The sequence below is a fragment of the Streptomyces sp. NPDC057565 genome (genome assembly GCF_042801455.1).
Classification (GTDB): domain Bacteria; phylum Actinomycetota; class Actinomycetes; order Streptomycetales; family Streptomycetaceae; genus Streptomyces; species Streptomyces yanii.
The window spans coordinates 76,581-94,801 of record NZ_JBHVFU010000031.1 but is presented as its reverse complement, the minus strand read 5'-3'; the positions used below and the strand labels follow the sequence as shown (position 1 = coordinate 94,801).

16 protein-coding genes and 2 pseudogenes are annotated in these 18,221 nt (G+C 70.5%); 6 read left to right on the top strand and 12 right to left on the bottom strand.

From position 1 onward, the window contains the following. Positions 1–262: 262 nt before the first annotated feature. The 3 genes and pseudogenes from ACFU8W_RS34665 to ACFU8W_RS34655 all read left to right on the top strand — a co-directional run. Positions 263–560 (top strand): annotated as a pseudogene (locus tag ACFU8W_RS34665) (M1 family peptidase); the annotation flags it as partial. Between the two features lie 128 nt (positions 561–688). Continuing rightward, positions 689–1,732, top strand: a complete 1,044-nt coding sequence (locus ACFU8W_RS34660; protein WP_384045880.1) for a LacI family DNA-binding transcriptional regulator — start codon at positions 689–691, stop codon at positions 1,730–1,732. A gap of 29 nt (positions 1,733–1,761) precedes the next feature. Continuing rightward, positions 1,762–2,568, top strand: coding sequence for an SAM-dependent methyltransferase (locus ACFU8W_RS34655; protein ID WP_384045877.1), 807 nt, complete (start codon positions 1,762–1,764; stop codon positions 2,566–2,568). Positions 2,569–2,636: 68 nt separating this feature from the next. Here the strand turns inward: ACFU8W_RS34655 and ACFU8W_RS34650 are convergent, their stop codons facing one another. The 4 genes from ACFU8W_RS34650 to ACFU8W_RS34635 are packed head-to-tail and all read right to left on the bottom strand — an operon-like array spanning position 2,637 to position 6,209. Next, positions 2,637–3,518: an oxygenase MpaB family protein gene (locus tag ACFU8W_RS34650; protein WP_384045874.1), complete on the bottom strand. Its 882-nt coding sequence runs from the start codon at positions 3,516–3,518 to the stop codon at positions 2,637–2,639. Next, complete coding sequence (locus ACFU8W_RS34645) at positions 3,515–3,850, bottom strand: hypothetical protein (protein WP_384045871.1); 336 nt, start codon at positions 3,848–3,850, stop codon at positions 3,515–3,517. The genes ACFU8W_RS34650 and ACFU8W_RS34645 overlap by 4 nt, the downstream gene beginning before the upstream one ends. After that, a complete protein-coding gene (locus ACFU8W_RS34640; protein WP_384045868.1) occupies positions 3,843–4,343 on the bottom strand; it encodes a macro domain-containing protein in 501 nt (166 codons plus the stop codon). Before ACFU8W_RS34640 ends, ACFU8W_RS34645 begins: the two co-directional genes overlap by 8 nt. A gap of 39 nt (positions 4,344–4,382) precedes the next feature. After that, the gene (locus tag ACFU8W_RS34635) at positions 4,383–6,209 is read right to left on the bottom strand and encodes an AMP-dependent synthetase/ligase (RefSeq protein ID WP_384045865.1); all 1,827 of its coding nucleotides are present in this window, start codon (positions 6,207–6,209) and stop codon (positions 4,383–4,385) included. Positions 6,210–6,410: 201 nt separating this feature from the next. Here ACFU8W_RS34635 and ACFU8W_RS34630 point away from each other — a divergent pair, with 201 nt between their 5' ends. Beyond that, a complete protein-coding gene (locus ACFU8W_RS34630) occupies positions 6,411–7,139 on the top strand; it encodes a MerR family transcriptional regulator (protein WP_384045862.1) in 729 nt (242 codons plus the stop codon). Between the two features lie 41 nt (positions 7,140–7,180). Here the strand turns inward: ACFU8W_RS34630 and thrS are convergent, their stop codons facing one another. The 6 genes and pseudogenes from thrS to ACFU8W_RS34600 all read right to left on the bottom strand — a co-directional run bounded on the left by thrS (position 7,181) and on the right by ACFU8W_RS34600 (position 15,427). After that, positions 7,181–8,506, bottom strand: a complete 1,326-nt coding sequence (thrS, locus tag ACFU8W_RS34625) for a threonine--tRNA ligase (protein ID WP_384045859.1) — start codon at positions 8,504–8,506, stop codon at positions 7,181–7,183. Between the two features lie 140 nt (positions 8,507–8,646). Further along, positions 8,647–10,818, bottom strand: coding sequence for a 3-hydroxyacyl-CoA dehydrogenase NAD-binding domain-containing protein (locus ACFU8W_RS34620; RefSeq protein ID WP_384045856.1), 2,172 nt, complete (start codon positions 10,816–10,818; stop codon positions 8,647–8,649). Between the two features lie 38 nt (positions 10,819–10,856). Beyond that, the gene (locus ACFU8W_RS34615) at positions 10,857–12,071 is read right to left on the bottom strand and encodes an acetyl-CoA C-acetyltransferase (protein ID WP_384045853.1); all 1,215 of its coding nucleotides are present in this window, start codon (positions 12,069–12,071) and stop codon (positions 10,857–10,859) included. A 36-nt stretch (positions 12,072–12,107) separates the two neighbouring features. Further along, positions 12,108–13,250: an acyl-CoA dehydrogenase family protein gene (locus ACFU8W_RS34610; RefSeq protein ID WP_384045851.1), complete on the bottom strand. Its 1,143-nt coding sequence runs from the start codon at positions 13,248–13,250 to the stop codon at positions 12,108–12,110. A gap of 10 nt (positions 13,251–13,260) precedes the next feature. Then, positions 13,261–14,285: pseudogene (locus tag ACFU8W_RS34605) on the bottom strand (LLM class F420-dependent oxidoreductase). Then, positions 14,285–15,427, bottom strand: coding sequence for a CaiB/BaiF CoA transferase family protein (locus tag ACFU8W_RS34600; RefSeq protein WP_384045848.1), 1,143 nt, complete (start codon positions 15,425–15,427; stop codon positions 14,285–14,287). Before ACFU8W_RS34600 ends, ACFU8W_RS34605 begins: the two are co-directional and overlap by 1 nt. 204 nt (positions 15,428–15,631) lie before the next feature. On the opposite strand from ACFU8W_RS34600, the gene ACFU8W_RS34595 reads away from it, so the two are divergent. Further along, a complete protein-coding gene (locus ACFU8W_RS34595) occupies positions 15,632–16,822 on the top strand; it encodes a saccharopine dehydrogenase family protein (RefSeq protein ID WP_384045845.1) in 1,191 nt (396 codons plus the stop codon). A 45-nt stretch (positions 16,823–16,867) separates the two neighbouring features. Here ACFU8W_RS34595 and mmpA read toward each other — a convergent pair whose 3' ends face one another. Both mmpA and ACFU8W_RS34585 read right to left on the bottom strand, forming a co-directional pair. Then, on the bottom strand, positions 16,868–17,011 hold the full coding sequence (mmpA, locus tag ACFU8W_RS34590) for a morphogenic membrane protein MmpA (protein WP_384045842.1): 144 nt from the start codon (positions 17,009–17,011) through the stop codon (positions 16,868–16,870). A gap of 137 nt (positions 17,012–17,148) precedes the next feature. Further along, positions 17,149–17,826 (bottom strand): endonuclease V, encoded by a 678-nt coding sequence (locus tag ACFU8W_RS34585; RefSeq protein ID WP_384045889.1) that lies wholly within the window; start codon positions 17,824–17,826, stop codon positions 17,149–17,151. Between the two features lie 65 nt (positions 17,827–17,891). On the opposite strand from ACFU8W_RS34585, the gene ACFU8W_RS34580 reads away from it, so the two are divergent. Next, positions 17,892–18,188: a YciI family protein gene (locus ACFU8W_RS34580; RefSeq protein ID WP_345516318.1), complete on the top strand. Its 297-nt coding sequence runs from the start codon at positions 17,892–17,894 to the stop codon at positions 18,186–18,188. Positions 18,189–18,221 lie beyond the last annotated feature (33 nt).

Sequence of the window (18,221 nt, the reverse complement as noted above, 5' to 3'; positions counted from 1 at the left end):
TAGAAGCCTAGAGAACTCCTATTTTCCCAGGTCAGAGTGCATCTCCACTTTCATGTCCAGGCACTGGACGAACCATCACCCGGTGGATCGAGGCTAAGAGGAGCTCACAAAATGGGAGTCCGATCAGCTCGCGGCGTCTGGTGCGTGCGATCGCAAGGCGCTGGAAGGTCCTCGTAGCGGAGCTACTAGGGCATTTCGGCAACGCGGCGAGCGTGCGTGCCAGGCGTCGCGAGCCGGGCGCCCATTTTGTGAGCTCCTCTAAGACCGTGGGGCGCTTGCCCTCCAGGCGCTGCGGAACAAGCTGGGTGACGAGACCTTCTTCGCGCTGCTGAAGGGCCGGCCGGCCGAGCATGCCTACGGGAACGCGTAGGTGAGCGGCTTCGTGACGTACGCGGAGCGGGTGTCGGGCACGCCGCGCCGGGTTCTTCGACACCTGGCTGTACCAGCCGTCGCGGCCCGAGGCTCCGGCGCCCAGCGCGGCACGGACCGTGGAGGGCGCCGGGCAGCCCGCCTCGTGGAGAAAGATCGCCGCGACGAACCCGATCCACGACCGGGACTGATCCACAGGGCCACCGTCGGCGCCGTCACCCCCGGGCGGGGTGACGGCGCCGGATAGGCTGGCGGGGTTCGTGCTGGCCCGCCAGCCCCGGCCGCTCACGGCCGGTCCCGTGCGCCCGAGGAGCGTCCCTTGCCCGGTCCGAGCCCCAATTCCGCTCGCGATGTCCGTCCCACGCTGGAGGCCGTGGCGGCCCTCGCCGGGGTCTCCAGGGCGACGGTCTCCCGGGTCGTGAACGGCGGGGCGGGGGTGCGCCAGCCGCTGGTGGACCAGGTCCGCAAGGCGGTCGAGGAGCTCGGCTACATACCGAACCATGCGGCACGGACCCTGGTCACGCGGCGCAACGGCGCGGTCGCCGTGATCATCGACGAGCCGGAGTTCCGGATCTTCTCCGACCCGTTCTTCTCCCGCCAGATCCGCGGAATCAGCCGTGAACTGAATGTGTTCGACGCCCAGTTGGTGCTGCTTCTGGTGGAGGGAAGCGGCGACTTCGACCGGGTCACCCGCTATCTGGCCGGGGGCCATGTGGACGGTGTGCTGGCATTCTCGCTGCACACCGACGACGAACTTCCCGCGATCATCCGCCGGTTCCGGGTCCCCACGGTCTACGGCGGCCGCCCCGGCACGACGGGCGCCGCGTCGGAACACTCCGTCCCCTACGTCGACTGCGACAACCGCGGGGGCGCCATCGAGGCCGTACGCCATCTGGTCTCCCTCGGCCGGCGACGGATCGCTCACATTGCGGGTCCCCGCGACCAGACGTCGGCGCTCGACCGGATCGACGGCTACCGCGAGGTACTGCCGGAAGCCGATCCGTCCCTGGTCGCGGACGGTGACTTCACCGTGGAGGGCGGCGCCCGCGCGATGGCCGAGCTGCTGGCGCGCCACCCCGACCTCGACGCAGTGTTCGCGTCCAACGACCTGATGGCGTCCGGCGCCCTGCGGGTGCTGGGCGAGCACGGCCGACGGGTGCCGGAGGATGTGGCACTGGTGGGCTTCGACGACATGGAGCAGGTCGCCGAGGCGACCGATCCGCCGTTGACGACGGTCCGTCAGGATGTCGAAGGAATGGGGCGGTTGATGGTTCGTCTGCTGATGCAGCGGCTGGACGGCGAGGGAGGGGGGCCCGATTCGGTGATCACGCCGACCGAGCTCATCAAGCGGGTATCCGCCTGAGCAGCACGCCTCTGTGCCAAGCTCTGTTCATGAATGAACCTTCTCGCTCACTTACCGACAGGCTGCAGACGGACCGGCCGCACTCGGCCCGGGTATGGAACTACCTCCTCGGGGGCAAGGACAACTACCCCGTCGACGCCGAGGCCGGCGACATGATCCTGCAGGCGTTTCCCGACTTCGCTCAGATCGCCCGGCTGCAACGGGCGTTCCTCGCCCGCGCGGTGCACTTCCTGACCTCGGAGGCCGGCATACGCCAATTCCTCGATATCGGCACCGGCCTGCCCACCGCCAACAACACCCACGAGGTGGCTCAGCGCCTGGCGCCGGAGTGCCGGGTGGTGTACGTCGACAACGACCCGCTCGTGCTGACCCACGCCCGCGCACTGCTCGCCGGCACCCCCGAGGGCGCGTGTGCGTACATCGACGCCGATGTGAGGGACGTCGACACAATCCTCGAACAGGCGGCCAGAACGCTGGACTTCAGCCGGCCGATCGGCCTGACGATGCTGGGAATCATGGGACAGCTGCCCGACGAGGACGGCCCGTCGGCCATCGTCGACCGGCTCGTGGCCGCGCTGCCGTCGGGCAGCTACCTGGCGCTGAGCGACGGTACGAACACGAGCGAAGCGCTGAACACGGCCATCAGGACGTACAACGCGAACTCGGCCAGCTCGTACCACCTGCGCAGTCCGGAACAGATCGCCGGCTTCTTCCACGGCCTGGACCTGGTCGACCCCGGCGTCGTCAGGACGGCGGCCTGGCGGCCCGATCCCGACCGGCCGCGGGATGACGTTGCTCAGGGCCACGCGGCCAGCGGTGTCGGGCGCAAACCCTGATCCGAACGCCCGGTCCCCAGGCCTGACGGGCGACGCCCTCCACGCCGCCCGTCCACTCCGGAGGACCTTCAGCGAGAAGCGCCCCGGACCGCTCTGCGGTACTCCGCCCGCGCCTCGCGGGCGAACCGCAGATAACGCAGCCGCTCAGGCAGCACGGGCACCACGACCCGGACGACACCGCAGAACCGGCGCAGCTTCCGCTCCTGCGCGTCCGTCCACTCCAGACCGATCGCCTCGCGCGCGTCCGGCGGCATCAGCCCGATGGTGATGAACCTGCGGAACCGGGCCAGCGGCGGGAACAGGACCGGCCACAGGGCCTTGAGCAGCAACCTGACCGGCAGCGGACCCCGGTCCGGCGGCGGTACCGGCCGGTCGGTGGCGATCAGCTCCTCGACGACGACGGTCGCCTCGATCTCGTCGGCGAGCATCTTGCGAAAGTACGGCCAGAACTCCTCGATCGACTGAGGCATGTCCCGGTCGTGGATGCCGAGGACCCGGCCGACCTGAAGCCATTCCCGGTACAGGGCCTGTTCCTGCGCCGCGGTGAGGGGGCGAACGAGATAGCGCGTGGCGTGCTGGTACACGGGGAAGCCGGTGGCGTGCACCCACGCGTAGTTCTCCGGTGACAGCGCGTGGTAGCGGCGCCCTCGGCTGTCCGTGCCCTGGATGGTGCGATGCAGCTTCCGCAGCCTCCTCCCCTCCTCGGCTGCTCCCTCGCCCCCGTACACCCAGAGCTGGAGCGAGCGCAGGGACCGTTCGCCGCGCCCCCACGGGTCCGTACGGAACACCGAGTGCTCGTCGACGCCCGCGCCGACCGCCGGGTGCGCGACCTGGAGGGTGAGGGCCGCGGGGAGCATCAGCAGGGCGCGGACGTCACCGGCGAGGCTCCACAGCACTCCGCCGGGCGGCGGCGGCTCGGGGCCGCTCCCTCGGGGTTCTTCGCTGCTCATGCGGGCGCTCCCAGCAGTCGGCGGGCGTGCGGATCGGTACCCGGCTGATGTGTCTTCCAGTATGCGATTTCCGGCGAGCGACAGGGGCGGCGGGATCCAGCCCGGCAGTGCGGCAACTCCTCGCCCTCCCCCTCCGGTGAATCGGAGTGCTCGTCGATCCGGGCCACGGTCTCGGGCGAGATGACGCCGGACTCCGGTCCGCTGTTCCGTACGGCCGGCCGTCGTAGCAGCTCTTCGCGGTCGAACTCGAAGTGCACCGGCTTCCATTCGCCGCCGTGCTCGGTGGCGAGGGGCTTCGGGGACCGGTACACCCGTGACGAGGGTTCAGCCACGGTGCGCGACGGGCCCCTCCCCGTAGTCGTACACCGTCACGGATATCCCCCTGCCCACCAGCCGCTGCTCGATCAGCGGCTCGATCCGGGACCAACTGCCGCCCGCGAGACCGCAACCGATCCGTGGCATATGGACCGACGCCCCCAGTTCGACTGCCCGTTCGGCGACGGAGCCCAGCGCGGTGCCGATCGCCTCGTACCGTACGGGCACCCCTTTGCTGCCCGTACGCATGCCCCGCTGCCCCACCATGTTCGCCACCCACACGTACGGCCCCACCTGGACGAACTGCACGGCGCCCAGGCCGAAGTCGTTGCCCGCGCGCTCCCGGTGCCAGCGCCGGTAGGCGGCCTCCGGTTCCGGCCAGCGGCGGGAGACGGCGAGGACGAACCCCTTGCCCCACCCGCCCAGGTCGTTGCAGACATGCGCGATCAGTTTGACGCCCTTGCCCCGCGGCGCCGTGGCGTCCCCCCGTACATACGTGATCTCCGACATGACACCAGCGTAGGAGCCGCCGCTGACAACCGGCCGGGTTCACTCGTGCCCGTACAGCGCCTCGATGGCCTCGCCGTACATGTCGCAGATCACTCGCCGCCGCAGTTTCAGGGACGGCGTCAGTTCGCCCGTCTCCGGACCCCATTCCCCCGACAGCAGCCGGTACCGCTTGACCTGCTCGGTGCGGTTGAGCCGGGTGTTGGCCGCCTCGACGCCGCGGGCGACCTCCTCCCGGATCGCCGGATGGTCCACGAGTGCGGACAGGTCGCTGTCGATACCGCGGGCCGCCGCCCAGGCGGGCGCCGTCTCGGTGTCCAGGACCAGCAACGCGACGAGGTAGGAGCGGCCGTCGCCGTGGACGAGTGCCTGGCCGATCAAGGGGTGCTCCTTGAGGGTGTTCTCGACGAGGGCCGGGGAGACGTTCTTGCCGGTCGAGGTGACGATCATCTCCTTCTTGCGGTCCGTGAGCCACAGGTAGCCGTCCTCGTCGATCCGGCCGATGTCACCGGTCGCGAACCAGCCGTCCGAGTCGAGCACGCGCTCCACCGTGCCGTCGGCGCGCAGATAGCCCGTGAAGACCGTCTCGCCGCGGACCAGGATCTCGCCGTCGTCCGCGGCGCTCAGTTCCAGGCCCTCCAGCGGCCGGCCCACCGAGCCGAGCCGGAAGCCGGTCGGGCTGTTGCAGGTGAAGACGCCGACCGTCTCGGTCAGCCCCCAGGCATCCATGATCACGATGCCGAAGCCGGCCCAGAAACGGACCACGTCGAGCGGCATCGGCGCGGACGCGCTCGCCGCCCACACCAGCCTGTCGAAGCCGGCCCGTGCCAGGAACGGTTCCAGCACCGTCGTCCTGGCCTGCCGGTAGGCGGCTTCCAGCTCGGCCGGCGGCTGTTCGCCGCGCTCCCGGTGGGCGACGTGCTCGCGGGCCGTCGCGGCCGCGGCGTCGATCGCCGCGCGCTGTTCCTCCGGCAGGGTGGCGAGGGCGGCCCGCACCGATGCGGCGAGCTTCTCCCAGACTCGCGGGACGCCGAAGAACTGGGCCGGGCGGAGGGCACGCACCGTGGCTGCGACGGCCGACGGGTCGGGGCAGAGGTGGACGTGCGAGGCTCGGAAGACCGGCAGGTAGATGCCGAGCATCCGCTCCGCGATGTGGGCGAACGGGAGGTAGCAGACGTGCGCGGCATGGTCGGGGAGTTCCACCACCCGGTCCAGGGCGACGGCGTTGACGACGACGCTGCGATGGTCGATCGGGACGGCCTTGGGATCGCCGGTGGTGCCGGACGTGTAGACGACGGTGAGCGGGTCCTCGGCCCGCGACTCCCGCCATGCCTTCTCGAAGGCGTCCGGCCGGTACAGGCGGGCCCCGGTGGCGTGCAGCGATCCGTACGTGCGGTGGGGGCCCGCCTCCGCCGCCTCGACGACGACCAGCTTCTCCAGCGGTACGGTGCCGTCCGCGAGGAGCGGCTCCCAGCGTTCCCGTTCCCGGGCACCCTCGACGATCGCGAACCGGGCGCGGCTGTGCCGGGCGATGTGCGCGATCTGTCCTGGGGCCGCGGTGGAGTACACCGTCACGGGGACGGCTCCCAGGTGGGTGAGGGCGAGGTCGCTCAGCCAGTGTTCGGGCCGGTTGCCCATCATCATGAGAACCTGATCGCCGCGTTCCACGCCGAGCGCGGCGAATCCGGCGGCGAGTACCGCGGTCTTGCGCCGCACCTCGCGCCAGGTGAGGGTCGTCCATCCGGAGTCGTCACCGTCGGCCCGCCACGAGAGCGCCGGAAGGTCACCATGGTCCTCGGCGTTGCGCAGCAGCAGGGCGGGGAGCGTGAGTTGCCCGGGTTCGGCGGGAAGTCGCAGGATCGTGGTCACGGCCGCCTCCTGGCGCCATCGGCCGGACCTTGCGGGTCCGTACCGGGGGGTGGGACTGCGCTTCGATGCTGCCGGACACTTTCACAACAGTGGTGAGACAGCAATACTGTTGAACCGGATTGATGCAACGGATGCGGCCGTGCCCACGTACAGCCGTGACCGAGGACAGCAGTGCCCAGCGGTCAGGAGCGAGGAGCAGACATGGCGACCGGGACCGAGGAGCCGACGCTCACCGTCGACGAGCTGGCGGCGCGCGCCGGAGTCACCGTACGCACCGTGCGTTTCTACAGCACGCGGGGGCTCCTGCCGCCCCCGGTGATCGGACCGCGCCGGGTCGGTCACTACGGGCACGAGCACCTCTCGCGGCTGGCGCTGATCGAGGAGCTTCAGCACCAGGGCATGACCCTCGCCGCGATCGAACGCTATCTGGAGCAGCTGCCGCCCGATCTGAGCGCTCACGATCTGGCCATCCACCGGGCGCTGGTGGCGTCCTGGGCGCCGGACTCGGCGGAGCACACGACCCGGGCGGAGCTGGAGCGGCGGGCGGGACGGGCGCTGACCGAGGGGGACATCGACCGGCTGGCCGCGATGGGCGTTCTGGAGCGTGCGGAGGCGGCCGGGAGCTACCGGGTCGATCCCGGGCTGCTGCGTCTCGGCGTCGAGCTGCTCGACGTCCCGATCGCGCACGAGACGATCCTCGCGGCCCGCACGGTTCTGCTGGAGCACACCCGTTCCGCCGCGCGCGAGCTGACGCGGCTGTTCCGGGACGAGGTGTGGAATCCGTACCGGGAGCGGGAGTCGGACCCGGAGCATGTGGCGGCGATGAAGTCGCTGTCGGCCCATATGCAGCCGATGGTGCTGCAGGCGTTGGTGACCGCGTTCCAGCGGTCGCTCAAGGAAGAGCTGCGGGCGGCGTTCACGGCGGAGTGAGCCCCGCCGGCGACAGGGGCTCACTTCCGGCGTACGGTCCGTTACACGGCGTCGTCCCACAGCTCGGTGCTGTGGTCGTCGATGAGCGCGCCGATCCGTTCGAGGAAGGCGTCGGCGGGTTGCGGGTCGAGGCGGCGTCCGTCGCGCAGCCGTACGGCGACGTGGTCGTCGACGGCTTCCTTGGCTCCGATCACCGCCTGGTACGGCACCAGGCGGTCCTCCCGGATGCGGGCGCCCAGGGTGCCGTGTTCCGGCCCGGCGATCTCGGCCCGCAGCCCGCGCTCGGTGCAGCGCGCCGCCAGCGCGACGGCGTTCGGCAGTTCCGCCGCGGAGACCGGGAGGATCGCCAGCTGGGTCGGGGCGAGCCAGGCGGGGAAGGCGCCGCCATGCTGTTCGATGAGGTGGGCGACGGCCCGCTCCACGCTGCCGATGATGCTGCGGTGGATCATGACCGGCCGGTGTTTCGCGCCGTCCGCGCCGATGTAGTGCAGGTCGAACTGCTCGGGCTGGTGAAAGTCGACCTGGACGGTGGACAGGGTGGATTCCCTGCCCGCACCATCGGTGACCTGGACGTCGATCTTCGGGCCGTAGAACGCGGCCTCGCCCTCCGCCGAGTCGTACGGCAGGCCGGAGCGGTCGAGTACCTCGGTGAGCAGGGCGGTGGACCGCTGCCACTTCTCGGGGGCGGCCACGTACTTGCCGCCGGGGCCGGGGAGGGAGAGCCGGTAGCGGGCCGGGCGGATGCCCAGAGCCTCGTAGGCACTGCGGATCATCTCCAGGGCGGCCCGCGCCTCGTCGGCGACCTGGTCCAGGGTGCAGAAGATGTGCGCGTCGTTCAACTGGATGGCCCGGACGCGGGTCAGCCCACCGAGCACACCGGAGAGTTCGGAGCGGTACATGCCGCCCAGTTCGGCCATGCGCAGCGGGAGCTCGCGGTAGCTGTGCGAGCGGGAGCGGTAGATCACCGCGTGGTGGGGACAGAGACTCGGCCGCAGGACGACCTGCTCCGATCCCAGGTCCATCGGCGGGAACATGTCGTCGCTGTAGTGCGACCAGTGCCCGGAGATCTCGTACAGCTCCCGCTTGCCCAGCACCGGCGAGTACACATGCCGGTAGCCGGCCCGCCGCTCAGCGGTACGGATGTACTCCTCCAGGGTGTGCCGCACGGTTGCGCCGTCGGGCAGCCAGTACGGAAGTCCCGCGCCGATCAGCGGATCGGTGTCGAACAGGGCCAGTTCGCGGCCGAGCTTGCGGTGGTCGTGCATGGCGGTCTCCTCGCGGTCATCGGGCGAGTGGCCGCAAGCCGAAGCCCCGGGGCACTCGCCCCGGGGCTTCGGACTGAGACATCTGTCAGCGCGCCGGGACACTCTCCGGCGTCGTCGTCATGGCAGCAGCGCGCTTCATGGCACTGACGCTAGCAGGGTGTCCCGCTGTCCACCCGGCATTTTCCGGCCGGAGGGTGCGGATGCCGCAGCCCCCGGCCGCACGTGGCCCGCCGGGCCGCCGGTCAGTCGTGGAAGGTCTCGCCCTTCTCGGCCTTCTCCAGCAGCAGCGCGGGCGGCAGGAACCGGTCGCCGTACTTCTCGGCGAGTTCCCGGGCGCGCGCCACGAAGCCGGGCAGGCCGCCCTCGTACCCGTTGATGTACTGGAGCACGCCTCCGGTCCACGGCGGGAAGCCGATGCCCATGATGGAGCCGATGTTGGCGTCGGCGACCGAGATGAGGACGTTCTCCTCCAGGCAGCGGACGCTGTCCAGGGCCTCGGAGAAGAGCATCCGCTCCTTCATGTCGATGAAGGGGATGTCGGTGCCGGCCTTCGTGAAGTGCTCGCGCAGCCCCGGCCACAGCCGGGCCCGCTTGCCCTCCTCGTCGTACTCGTAGAACCCCGCGCCACCACTCCGGCCGGTACGACCGAACTCGTCGACCATCCGGTCGATGACCGCGTCCGCAGGGTGCCCGGCCCAGGTGCCGCCCGCCTCCTCGACCGCGCGCTTCGTCTCGTTGCGGATCTTGCGCGGCAGGGTCAGCGTCAGCTCGTCCATCAGCGAGAGGACCTTGGCCGGGTAGCCGGACTGCGCCGCTGCCTGCTCGACCGACGCGGGCTCGACGCCCTCGCCGACCATGGCGACGCCCTCGTTGATGAACTGGCCGATGACCCGCGAGGTGAAGAAGCCGCGCGAGTCGTTGACGACGATCGGCGTCTTCTGGATCCGGCGGACCAGGTCGAAGGCGCGCGCCAGGGCCTCGTCGCCGGTCTGCTCGCCCTTGATGATCTCGACCAGCGGCATCTTGTCGACGGGCGAGAAGAAGTGCAGTCCGATGAAGTCGGCGGGGCGCGTGACCCCCTTGGCGAGGACCGTGATCGGCAGGGTCGAGGTGTTGGAGCAGAGCAGCGCGTCGGGCTCGATGATGTCCTGGATCTCCTGGAACACCCTGTGCTTGAGCGCGGTGTCCTCGAAGACCGCCTCGATGACGGCGTCGCAGCCCGCCAGATCGGCCGCGTCGCCGGTCGGGGTGATGCGGGCCAGCAGCTCGTCGCGCTTCGCCTCGGTCGTGCGGCCCCGGGAGAGCGCCTTGGCGAGCAGCCTCTCGCTGTACGCCTTTCCCTTGGCGGCCGCCTCGGTGGAGACGTCCTTGAGGACGACCTCGATGCCGGCGCGCGCGCAGGAGTACGCGATGCCCGCGCCCATCATCCCGGCGCCGAGGACGGCGACCTTCCTGACCTGGCGCTCCTCGATGCCCTTGGGGCGGTTTGCGCCGGAGTTGACGGCCTGGAGGTCGAAGAAGAACACCTGGATCATGTTCTTCGAGATCTGGCCGGTGACGAGCTCGGTGAAGTACCGGGCCTCGATGGTCAGCGCGGTCTCGAAGTCGACCTGGGAGCCCTCGACGGCGGCGGCCAGAATGTTGCGGGGCGCCGGCATGGGGGCGCCCGCGAGCTGCTTCTTCAGGTTGGCCGGGAAGGCGGGCAGGTTGGCCGCGAACTTCGGGTTCGACGGGGTGCCGCCGGGGATCCTGTAGCCCTTGACGTCCCAGGGCTGCTGGGACTCGGGGTTGGCGTCGATGAAGGCGCGGGCCTTGTCGAGCATCTCCTCGGGCGTGGCCGCCACCTCGTGGACGAGGCCGTTCTCCAGGGCGCGCTTCGGGGTGTACTGGGTGCCCTGGAGGAGGACCTTCAGCAGCGCGTCGGCGACGCCCATGAGGCGTACGGTGCGGGTGACGCCGCCGCCCGCGGGCAGCAGGCCGAGGGTGACCTCGGGCAGGCCGATGCGGGAGCCGGGCGTGTCGAGGGCGATGCGGTGGTGGGAGGCGAGCGCGATCTCGTAACCACCGCCGAGGGCCGCGCCGTTGATGGCGGCGACGACGGGGATGCCGAGGGTCTCGATGCGGCGCAGTGAGTTCTTGATGGCGGTGCCGACGTCGAAGGCGTCCTGGGCGTTCTCCGGACCGACCTTGATCATGTCCTTGAGGTCGCCGCCCGCGAAGAAGGTCTTCTTGGCGGAGGTGTAGATGATGCCGCGGATGGAGTCCTTCTCGGCTTCCGCGCGGTCGGCGATGGCCGCGATGGAGTCCTTGAAGGCCTGGTTCATCGTGTTGGCGGACTGGTTGGGGTCGTCGAGTACGAGGGTGACGACGCCGGTCTCGTCCTGTTCCCAGCGGATGGTCGTGCTCTCGGTCATTGCGGTGTTCTCCGTAAGCAAGGGGTGGCCGGGGACGGTCAGAGACGCTCGATGACGGTGGCGACGCCCATGCCGCCGCCGACGCAGAGGGTGGCGAGGCCGTACCGCTTGTCCTGGCGCTCCAGTTCGTCGATGAGGGTGCCGAGAATCATCGCGCCGGTGGCGCCGAGCGGGTGGCCGAGCGCGATGGCGCCGCCGTTGACGTTGATCTTGTCGAGGGAGAGCCCCATGTCCCGGGCGAAGCGGAGCACGACGCCGGCGAACGCCTCGTTGATCTCGACGAGGTCGATGTCGTCGATGGTGAGTCCGGCCTTGGCGAGGGCCTTGCGGGTGGCGGGCGCGGGGCCGGTCAGCATGATGGTCGGCTCGGAGCCGGAGACCGCAGCGGAGACGATCCGGGCGCGCGGCGTGAGTCCGTACCGCTCGCCGGTCTCCTTGTTGCCGATGGCGACGAGCGCGGCGCCGTCCACGATGCCGGAGGAGTTGCCCGCGTGGTGGACGTGGTCGATCTTCTCGACCCAGTGGTACTTCTGCAGTGCCACGGCGTCGAAGCCGCCCAGCTCGCCGATGGTGGCGAACGAGGGCTTGAGCGCGGCCAGCGAGTCGGCGGTGGTACCGGGGCGCATGTGCTCGTCGTGGTCGAGGACGACGAGGCCGTTGCGGTCCTTGACCGGGACGACGGAGCGCGCGAACCGGCCGTCCTTCCACGCCTCGGCGGCCCGCTCCTGGGAGAGCGCGGCGAACTCGTCGACGTCGCGGCGCGAGAAGCCCTCGATGGTGGCGATGAGGTCGGCGCCGACGCCCTGCGGGGCGAAGCCGGTCTCGTAGTTGGTCATCGGGTCCATCGCCCAGGCGCCGCCGTCGGAGCCCATCGGCACCCGGGACATCGATTCGACACCACCTGCGAGGATCAGGTCCTCCCAGCCCGAACGGACCTTTGCGGCAGCCAGGTTGACGGCTTCCAGACCGGAGGCACAGAACCGGTTCTCCTGGACGCCCGCCACGGTGTCCGGGAGTCCGGCGGCGATGGCGGCGATCCGGGCGATGTCGGAGCCCTGGTCGCCGAGGGGGCTGACCACGCCGAGGACGATGTCGTCGATGGCGGCCGGGTCCAGGCCCGGGAAGCGGTTGCGCATTTCGTGGATGAGGCCGACGACGAGGTCGATCGGCTTGGTGCCGTGCAGGGCGCCATTGGCCTTGCCGCGGCCGCGCGGGGTGCGGATCGCGTCGTAGACAAATGCTTCGGTACTCAAGACAGCAGCCTTTCGAGGGTGATCGGGCGTCGGGGGTCAGGCGAGCAGCGAGCGGCCGATGATCTCCTTCATGATCTCGGTCGTGCCGCCGTAGATGGTCTGGATGCGGCCGTCGGTGAACGCCTTGGCGACCCGGTATTCCGTCATGTAGCCGTAGCCGCCGTGGAGCTGGAGGCAGCGGTCGGCGACGCGCTTCTGCAGTTCGGTGGCCCACCACTTGGCCATCGACGCGTGCACGGCGTCGAGCTTCCCGTCCGAGTGGTCGACGATGCACCGGTCGAGGAAGGCCCGGGTGACGGCGCACTCGGTGGCCATCTCGGCGATCTCGAAGCGGATGTGCTGGAGCTTGGAGAGCGGCCGCCCGAAGGCCTCGCGCTCCTTGACGTACTGGGTGGTGATCTCCAGGAGGTACTCGGCGGCGGCGATGCCGGCGACCGCTATGCCCATCCGCTCCTGCGCCAGGTTGGTCATCAGGTGGACGAACGCGCCGTCGCGCTCACCGAGCAGGTTCTCCTTGGGGACGCGGACGTCGTTGAAGAACAGCTCGGCCGTGTCCTGCGACTTCTGGCCGATCTTGTCGAGGTTGCGGCCTCGCTCGAAGCCCTCCGCACCGCGTTCGACGACGATCAGCGAGAGCCCCTTCGCGCCGCCCTCCGCGGTGGTCTTCGCGACGACGATCACCAGGTCGGCGAGGATGCCGTTGGAGATGAACGTCTTGGAGCCGTTGAGCAGCCAGTGGTCGCCCTTGTCCTCGGCGGTGGTGCGGATGCCCTGGAGGTCGGAACCGGCGCCGGGTTCGGTCATCGCGATGGCGGTGATGATCTCGCCGCTGCAGAAGCCGGGCAGCCAGCGCCGCTTCTGTTCCTCGGTGGCAAGGCCGGTGAGGTAGGGGCCGATGATGTCGTTGTGCAGGCCGAGCGCGAGCCCGGGGGCGCCGGCCCGGGTGAACTCCTCGGCGAGGACGGCGCTGTAGCGGAAGTCGGTGGTGCCGCCGCCCCCGTACTCCTCGGGGACGGCGAGGCCGAGCAGCCCTTGCCGGCCGGCCGCGAGCCAGGCCTCGCGCGAGACGATGCCGTCCTTCTCCCACTGCTCGTAGTGCGGGTGGACTTCCTTGGTCAGGAAGGTCCGGACGGTCTCGCGGAACGCGTCGTGCTCCTCGGTGAAGATCTGCCGCTGCACTGCGGGCCCCCTAGAGCCAGTTCTTGACGGTGGAGATCAGCCGGGCCGGGTCGGGACCGACCGGGATGACGTTGAGCATGGTGACGCCCGACTCGCGGAACGCCTCGATGCGGTCGCGTACGTACCCCTCGGGCCCGCACAGCGACATGAGTTCGCAGAATTCGTCCGGGACCGCGGCCTCGGCCTCCTTCTTCTTCCCGGAGAGGTAGAGCTCCTGGATGAGCGCGGCTTCCTTCTCGTATCCGTACGCGACGGCGAGGTCGTTGTAGAAGTTCTTGCCCTTGGCGCCCATGCCGCCGACGTACAGGGCGATCTGCGGGCGGGCGAGGTCCCTGAGCGCGGCCGCGTCGTCGCCGATGGCAAGCAGTCCCCCGGCCACGGTCTGCAGCGGTCCGCGCGCCGGGTCACGCTCGGCGGCACCTTCGGCGAGGGCCGTGCCCCACACCTGCTGGGCTTCTCGGGAAGGTAGAGGGTGGGCAGCCAGCCGTCGGCGATCTCGGCGGTCAGCCGGACGTTGGCGGGGCCGAGCGAGGCGATGTGGAGCGGGATCTCCTCGCGCACCGGACGGGTGAGGATCTTCAGCGGCTTGCCGAGCCGGCCGCCCTTCTCCTTGGGCAGCGGCATGTCGGTGATGCCGTGGTGGTCGATGACCTCGCGGCGCCAGATCCGGCGGCACAGTTCGACGGTCTCGCGGGTCCGGCCGAGCGGCTTGTCGTACGCCTTGCCGTGCCAGCCCTCGACGACCTGCGGCCCGGACGCGCCGAGCCCGAGCAGCGCCCGGCCGCCGGAGATCGCGTCGAGTCCGGCGCCGGTCTGGGCGATCAGGGCGGGAGTGCGGGAGTAGACGTTGAGGATCGCCGCGCCGATCTTCATGCGTTCGGTACGCGCGGCCAGATAGCCCATGAGGGTGGGCGAGTCGAAGCCGTACGCCTCCGCGACCCAGACGGCGTCGAGTCCGGCGGACTCCAGCGCTGCGACCTGGTCGCAGGCCTCGCGCGGGTCACCCGCGTAGTTCAGCGGCAGGGAGAGTTCCATCAGGCGGTGGTGTCCTTCCCGGACCGGTGGATGCTCGGTACGTCCCAGTCCCGGGCGACGCCCTCGGTGTCCGCGCCGGGCTGCGCGGGTCCGCTGCGCACGGAGACCGGGGTGGCGGAGAAGCGGGGTGCGGGGGCGGGCTGGACGAGGCCGGCGTGCTCGACGAAGGTGGAGCGGGCAGCGAGGTGCGGGTGGTGCGGGGCCTCGCGGAGCGAGAGGACCGGGGCCACGCAGGCGTCCGTGGCTTCGAAGACCTCGGTCCACTCCGCGCGTGTCCGGGTCCTGAACCGGTCGGCGACGACCGTGCGCAGCTCATCCCAGCGGGTGAAATCGCTGCGGTCCGGGGCCCGGTCCTCGATGCCGAGGAGCTTGATGAACTCGTCGTAGAACTGCTGCTCCAGCGGGCCGACCGCCATGTACTGGCCGTCGGAGGTCTCGTACGACCCGTAGAACGGGCAGCCGCCGTCCAGGAGGTTGGAGCCGCGCCGGTCCTGCCAGCCGCCGGCCGCCAGCATCCCGTGGATCATCGTGGCGAGATGGGCGGCGCCGTCGACGATCGCCGCGTCCACGACCTGGCCCGCGCCGCCGGGGGTCCGGGCGTGCTGGAGGGCGGCGAGGACGCCGACGACGAGGTAGAGCGAGCCGCCCGCGTAGTCGCCGACCAGATTGGCGGGGACGGTGGGCGGCTCACCGGGCTTGCCGATCATGGAGAGGGTGCCGGTGAGGGCGATGTACGCGATGTCGTGCCCGGCCTGTTCGGCGAGCGGTCCGTCCTGGCCCCAGCCAGTCATCCGCCCGTACACGATCCGCGGGTTGCGGGCCAGGCAGGCGTCGGGGCCGACGCCGAGGCGCTCGGCGACGCCCGGCCGGTAGCCCTCGATGAGGATGTCGGCGCGTTCGACCAGGTCCAGGACGCGGTCCGGGCCGTCCTCGGCCTTGAGGTCGACGAGTACCGAGCGTTTGTTGCGGTTGGTGAGGTCGTACGCGGGGTCGATGCCGAGCCCCGCGCCGCCGGGCCGGTCGACCCTGACGACGTCGGCGCCGAGGTCGGCCAGCAGCATCGCGGCGAACGGGCCGGGTCCGATACCCGCCAGCTCGACCACGCGCACACCCGCGAGCGGGCCGTGCTCTGTCGTTGCCATCGAACCCCCAGCGGTGTGACACAACTGATGTAACAGCGACGATGCTAAGAACGCTCCGTGCTCCGCACAACCCTTTTGGCCGAGCAAGCGCTTAGTTCTTTCTCGAGGATCCTCCCCCACGAACGCCGCCCGACTGCACACCGCCACGAACCCCTCCGCTAACCTCTGCCTGCTACATCGGCGCCGGCCCCTGCGGAGGCACTCGTGAACAGGCAGAACGGGGCACAACGCCCCTATGACATAGTCCTCTTCGGCGCCACCGGCTTCGTGGGTGTCCTCACCGCCGAATATCTCGCCGCCCACGCACCCGACGGCTGCCGCTGGGCGCTGGCCGGCCGCAGCCCGGCCAAGCTGCAGAAGCTGCGCGAACGCCTGGCCGCCGTCGATCCGCGCTGCGCGGACCTACCGCTGCTGCACGCCGACGCCGACGACCCCGGTTCACTGCGCGCACTCGCCGAATCGACCCACGTGGTGGCCACCACCGTGGGCCCCTACGTCTGGTACGGCGAGCAGCTGGTCGCCGCCTGCGCGGAGGCAGGGACGGACTACACGGATCTGACCGGCGAGGCCGAGTTCGTCGACCGGATGTTTCTGGAGCACGATGCGCGGGCCCGCGAGACCGGGGCGCGGCTCGTGCACGCCTGCGGCTTCGACTCCGTACCGCACGACCTCGGCGTCTACTTCACCGTCCAGCAGCTGCCGCAGGACGTGCCGCTGACCATCGACGGGTTCGTCCGAAGCAATGCCGTCTTCTCCGGCGGCACGTTCGCATCGGCGCTCACCGCCATGGGCCGCGGCCCGCAGATGCTGCGCGCCGCGCAGGAGCGACGGCTGCACGAACCGCGCCTGGTCGGACGCCGCGCCCGCGCCCGCTTCGGCACCCCGCACTTCAGCGCCGAGACCGGCACCTGGGCACTGCCCCTGCCGACACTGGACCCGCAGGTCATCGAGCGCTCGGCGCGGGCGCTCGCGCGGTACGGCCCCGACTTCCGCTACCGCCACTTCGCCTCGGTGAAGACGCTGCCGATGGCGCTGGGCGGCACGGCCGCGATCGGCGCCCTCGTGGGCGCCGCGCAGCTGCCCGCCGCGCGCAGCTGGTTGATGGACCGGTACGAGCCCGGTGAGGGCCCGGACGCGGAGCGCCGGAAGCGGAGCTGGTTCACGGTCCGGTTCGTCGGGGAAGGCGGCGGACGCCGGGTGTTCACGGAGGTCTCCGGCGGCGACCCCGGCTACGACGAGACGGCGAAGATACTCGCCCAGTCCGCCCTCTGCCTCGCCCTGGACGAACTCCCGCCGACATCCGGGCAGGTCACCACTGCCGTCGCGATGGGCGACGCACTGCTGGAGCGGCTGCGCGGGGCCGGGCTGCGCTTCCGGGTCGCGGCGACGCGCTGAGCGGATTCACGCCGGGACGGCCGCATCCGGCGGGCCGTCCCGGCGTCAGAAAATCCAGGACACGAGCGTGCAGATCATCGAGACGGTCCAGACGACCCCGGCAAGGACCCCGAGAGTCATCCCTATGGCGACGCGCCGCTGGGCGACGTAGACGGTTCCGGCACGTGTGGGCGTTCGATGATCGGTCATACGCACCAGCGTGCCGTTCATGATCGGCAAGGTGTATCCGTACACCTACTCAGATACTCGAATACTCGAATACTCGAATACTCGAATACTCGAATACTCGAATACTCAGATACTCGGACGCGGGCGCCGTCGGACGCTCAAACGGTCGCCTCCCGGAGGACCCGCCTGCAGAGTGCGTCGGCCCTGCGGGTGGTCTCCGGCTGACGGAAGTCCCTGGCCAGCAGGAGTGTGTGCGCGCAGGCGTTGTCCAGACCGGTCCGGTGGCCGACGGACACGTACACCGGCTTGGTGCCGTCCTGGGTGCGCAGTGCCCTGCCCACTTCCTCGTCCCCGTCGACGAGCGGGGAGAAGTCGCCGCGCCGGGGGCCCGGCTGTTCGTACGTGAAGGTGAACGGGTTCTTGGCGACGCCGATGACCGGCAGTCCGGTGAGGACGCCGAGGTGGCTGGCGAGCCCGAACCGGCGCGGGTGCGCCCTGCCGTAGCCGTCGCACACGACGAGGCCGGGGTCGACCGGGAGGGATTCCAGCGCGGCCAACACGGTCGGTATCTCCCGGAAGGCGAGCAGCCCCGGGATGTACGGGAAGGTCACCCGGCCGGTGGCGGTGGCCTCGGCGACGAGATCGAGGGTGGCCGCGTCGAGCACGACCGCCGCCGCCACGACGAGGTCGCGCTCGTCGTCGTAGGCGACGTCCACACCGGTCACCCGTCCGGTGCCGGGTGGCGGTCCCGGCTCGTCCAGCACCACGCGGGCGCGGAGGGTGTCCTGGATGGCGCGGGCTTCGGCTGCGTCGGTCGGCGTGCGGAGCATCGTCATGGTGCCTTCCAGCTTAGAAGTCACGTCCGCACCTCCCTCGATGAGGCCTCGGTAGGGTGAGACCCATGTTCGTACTCGAGTTGACCTACACCGCCCCCGTCGAGCGCGTCGACGCGCTCCTGGAGGCGCATGTCGCCTGGCTGGACACGCAGTACGCGGCGGGGGTCTTCATCGCGTCCGGGCGCAAGAACCCGCGCGACGGCGGGGTGATCCTCGCCGTCGGGGACGACCGCACGCGGATCGAGAAGATCACGGCGGCCGACCCCTTCGCGGCCGAGGGCGTGTGCGCCTACCGGATCACGGAGTTCATCGCGACGAAGACGTCGGACGAACTCGCCCCGTACCGGCAGCAGTTGCCGTAGGGCCGCTCGTTTGGATCGTGCCGGGCCCGCGGG

Excerpts from the sequence above, each read along its gene's own strand:
- ACFU8W_RS34655 (WP_384045877.1), top strand. The coding sequence starts at position 1,762 with ATGAATGAACCTTCTCGCTCACTTACCGACAGGCTGCAGACGGACCGG.
- ACFU8W_RS34650 (WP_384045874.1), bottom strand. The coding sequence starts at position 3,518 with ATGAGCAGCGAAGAACCCCGAGGGAGCGGCCCCGAGCCGCCGCCGCCC.
- ACFU8W_RS34640 (WP_384045868.1), bottom strand. The coding sequence starts at position 4,343 with ATGTCGGAGATCACGTATGTACGGGGGGACGCCACGGCGCCGCGGGGC.
- ACFU8W_RS34630 (WP_384045862.1), top strand. The coding sequence starts at position 6,411 with ATGGCGACCGGGACCGAGGAGCCGACGCTCACCGTCGACGAGCTGGCG.
- ACFU8W_RS34620 (WP_384045856.1), bottom strand. The coding sequence starts at position 10,818 with ATGACCGAGAGCACGACCATCCGCTGGGAACAGGACGAGACCGGCGTC.
- ACFU8W_RS34600 (WP_384045848.1), bottom strand. The coding sequence starts at position 15,427 with ATGGCAACGACAGAGCACGGCCCGCTCGCGGGTGTGCGCGTGGTCGAG.
- mmpA (WP_384045842.1), bottom strand. The coding sequence starts at position 17,011 with ATGACCGATCATCGAACGCCCACACGTGCCGGAACCGTCTACGTCGCC.
- ACFU8W_RS34585 (WP_384045889.1), bottom strand. The coding sequence starts at position 17,826 with ATGACGATGCTCCGCACGCCGACCGACGCAGCCGAAGCCCGCGCCATC.
- ACFU8W_RS34580 (WP_345516318.1), top strand. The coding sequence starts at position 17,892 with ATGTTCGTACTCGAGTTGACCTACACCGCCCCCGTCGAGCGCGTCGAC.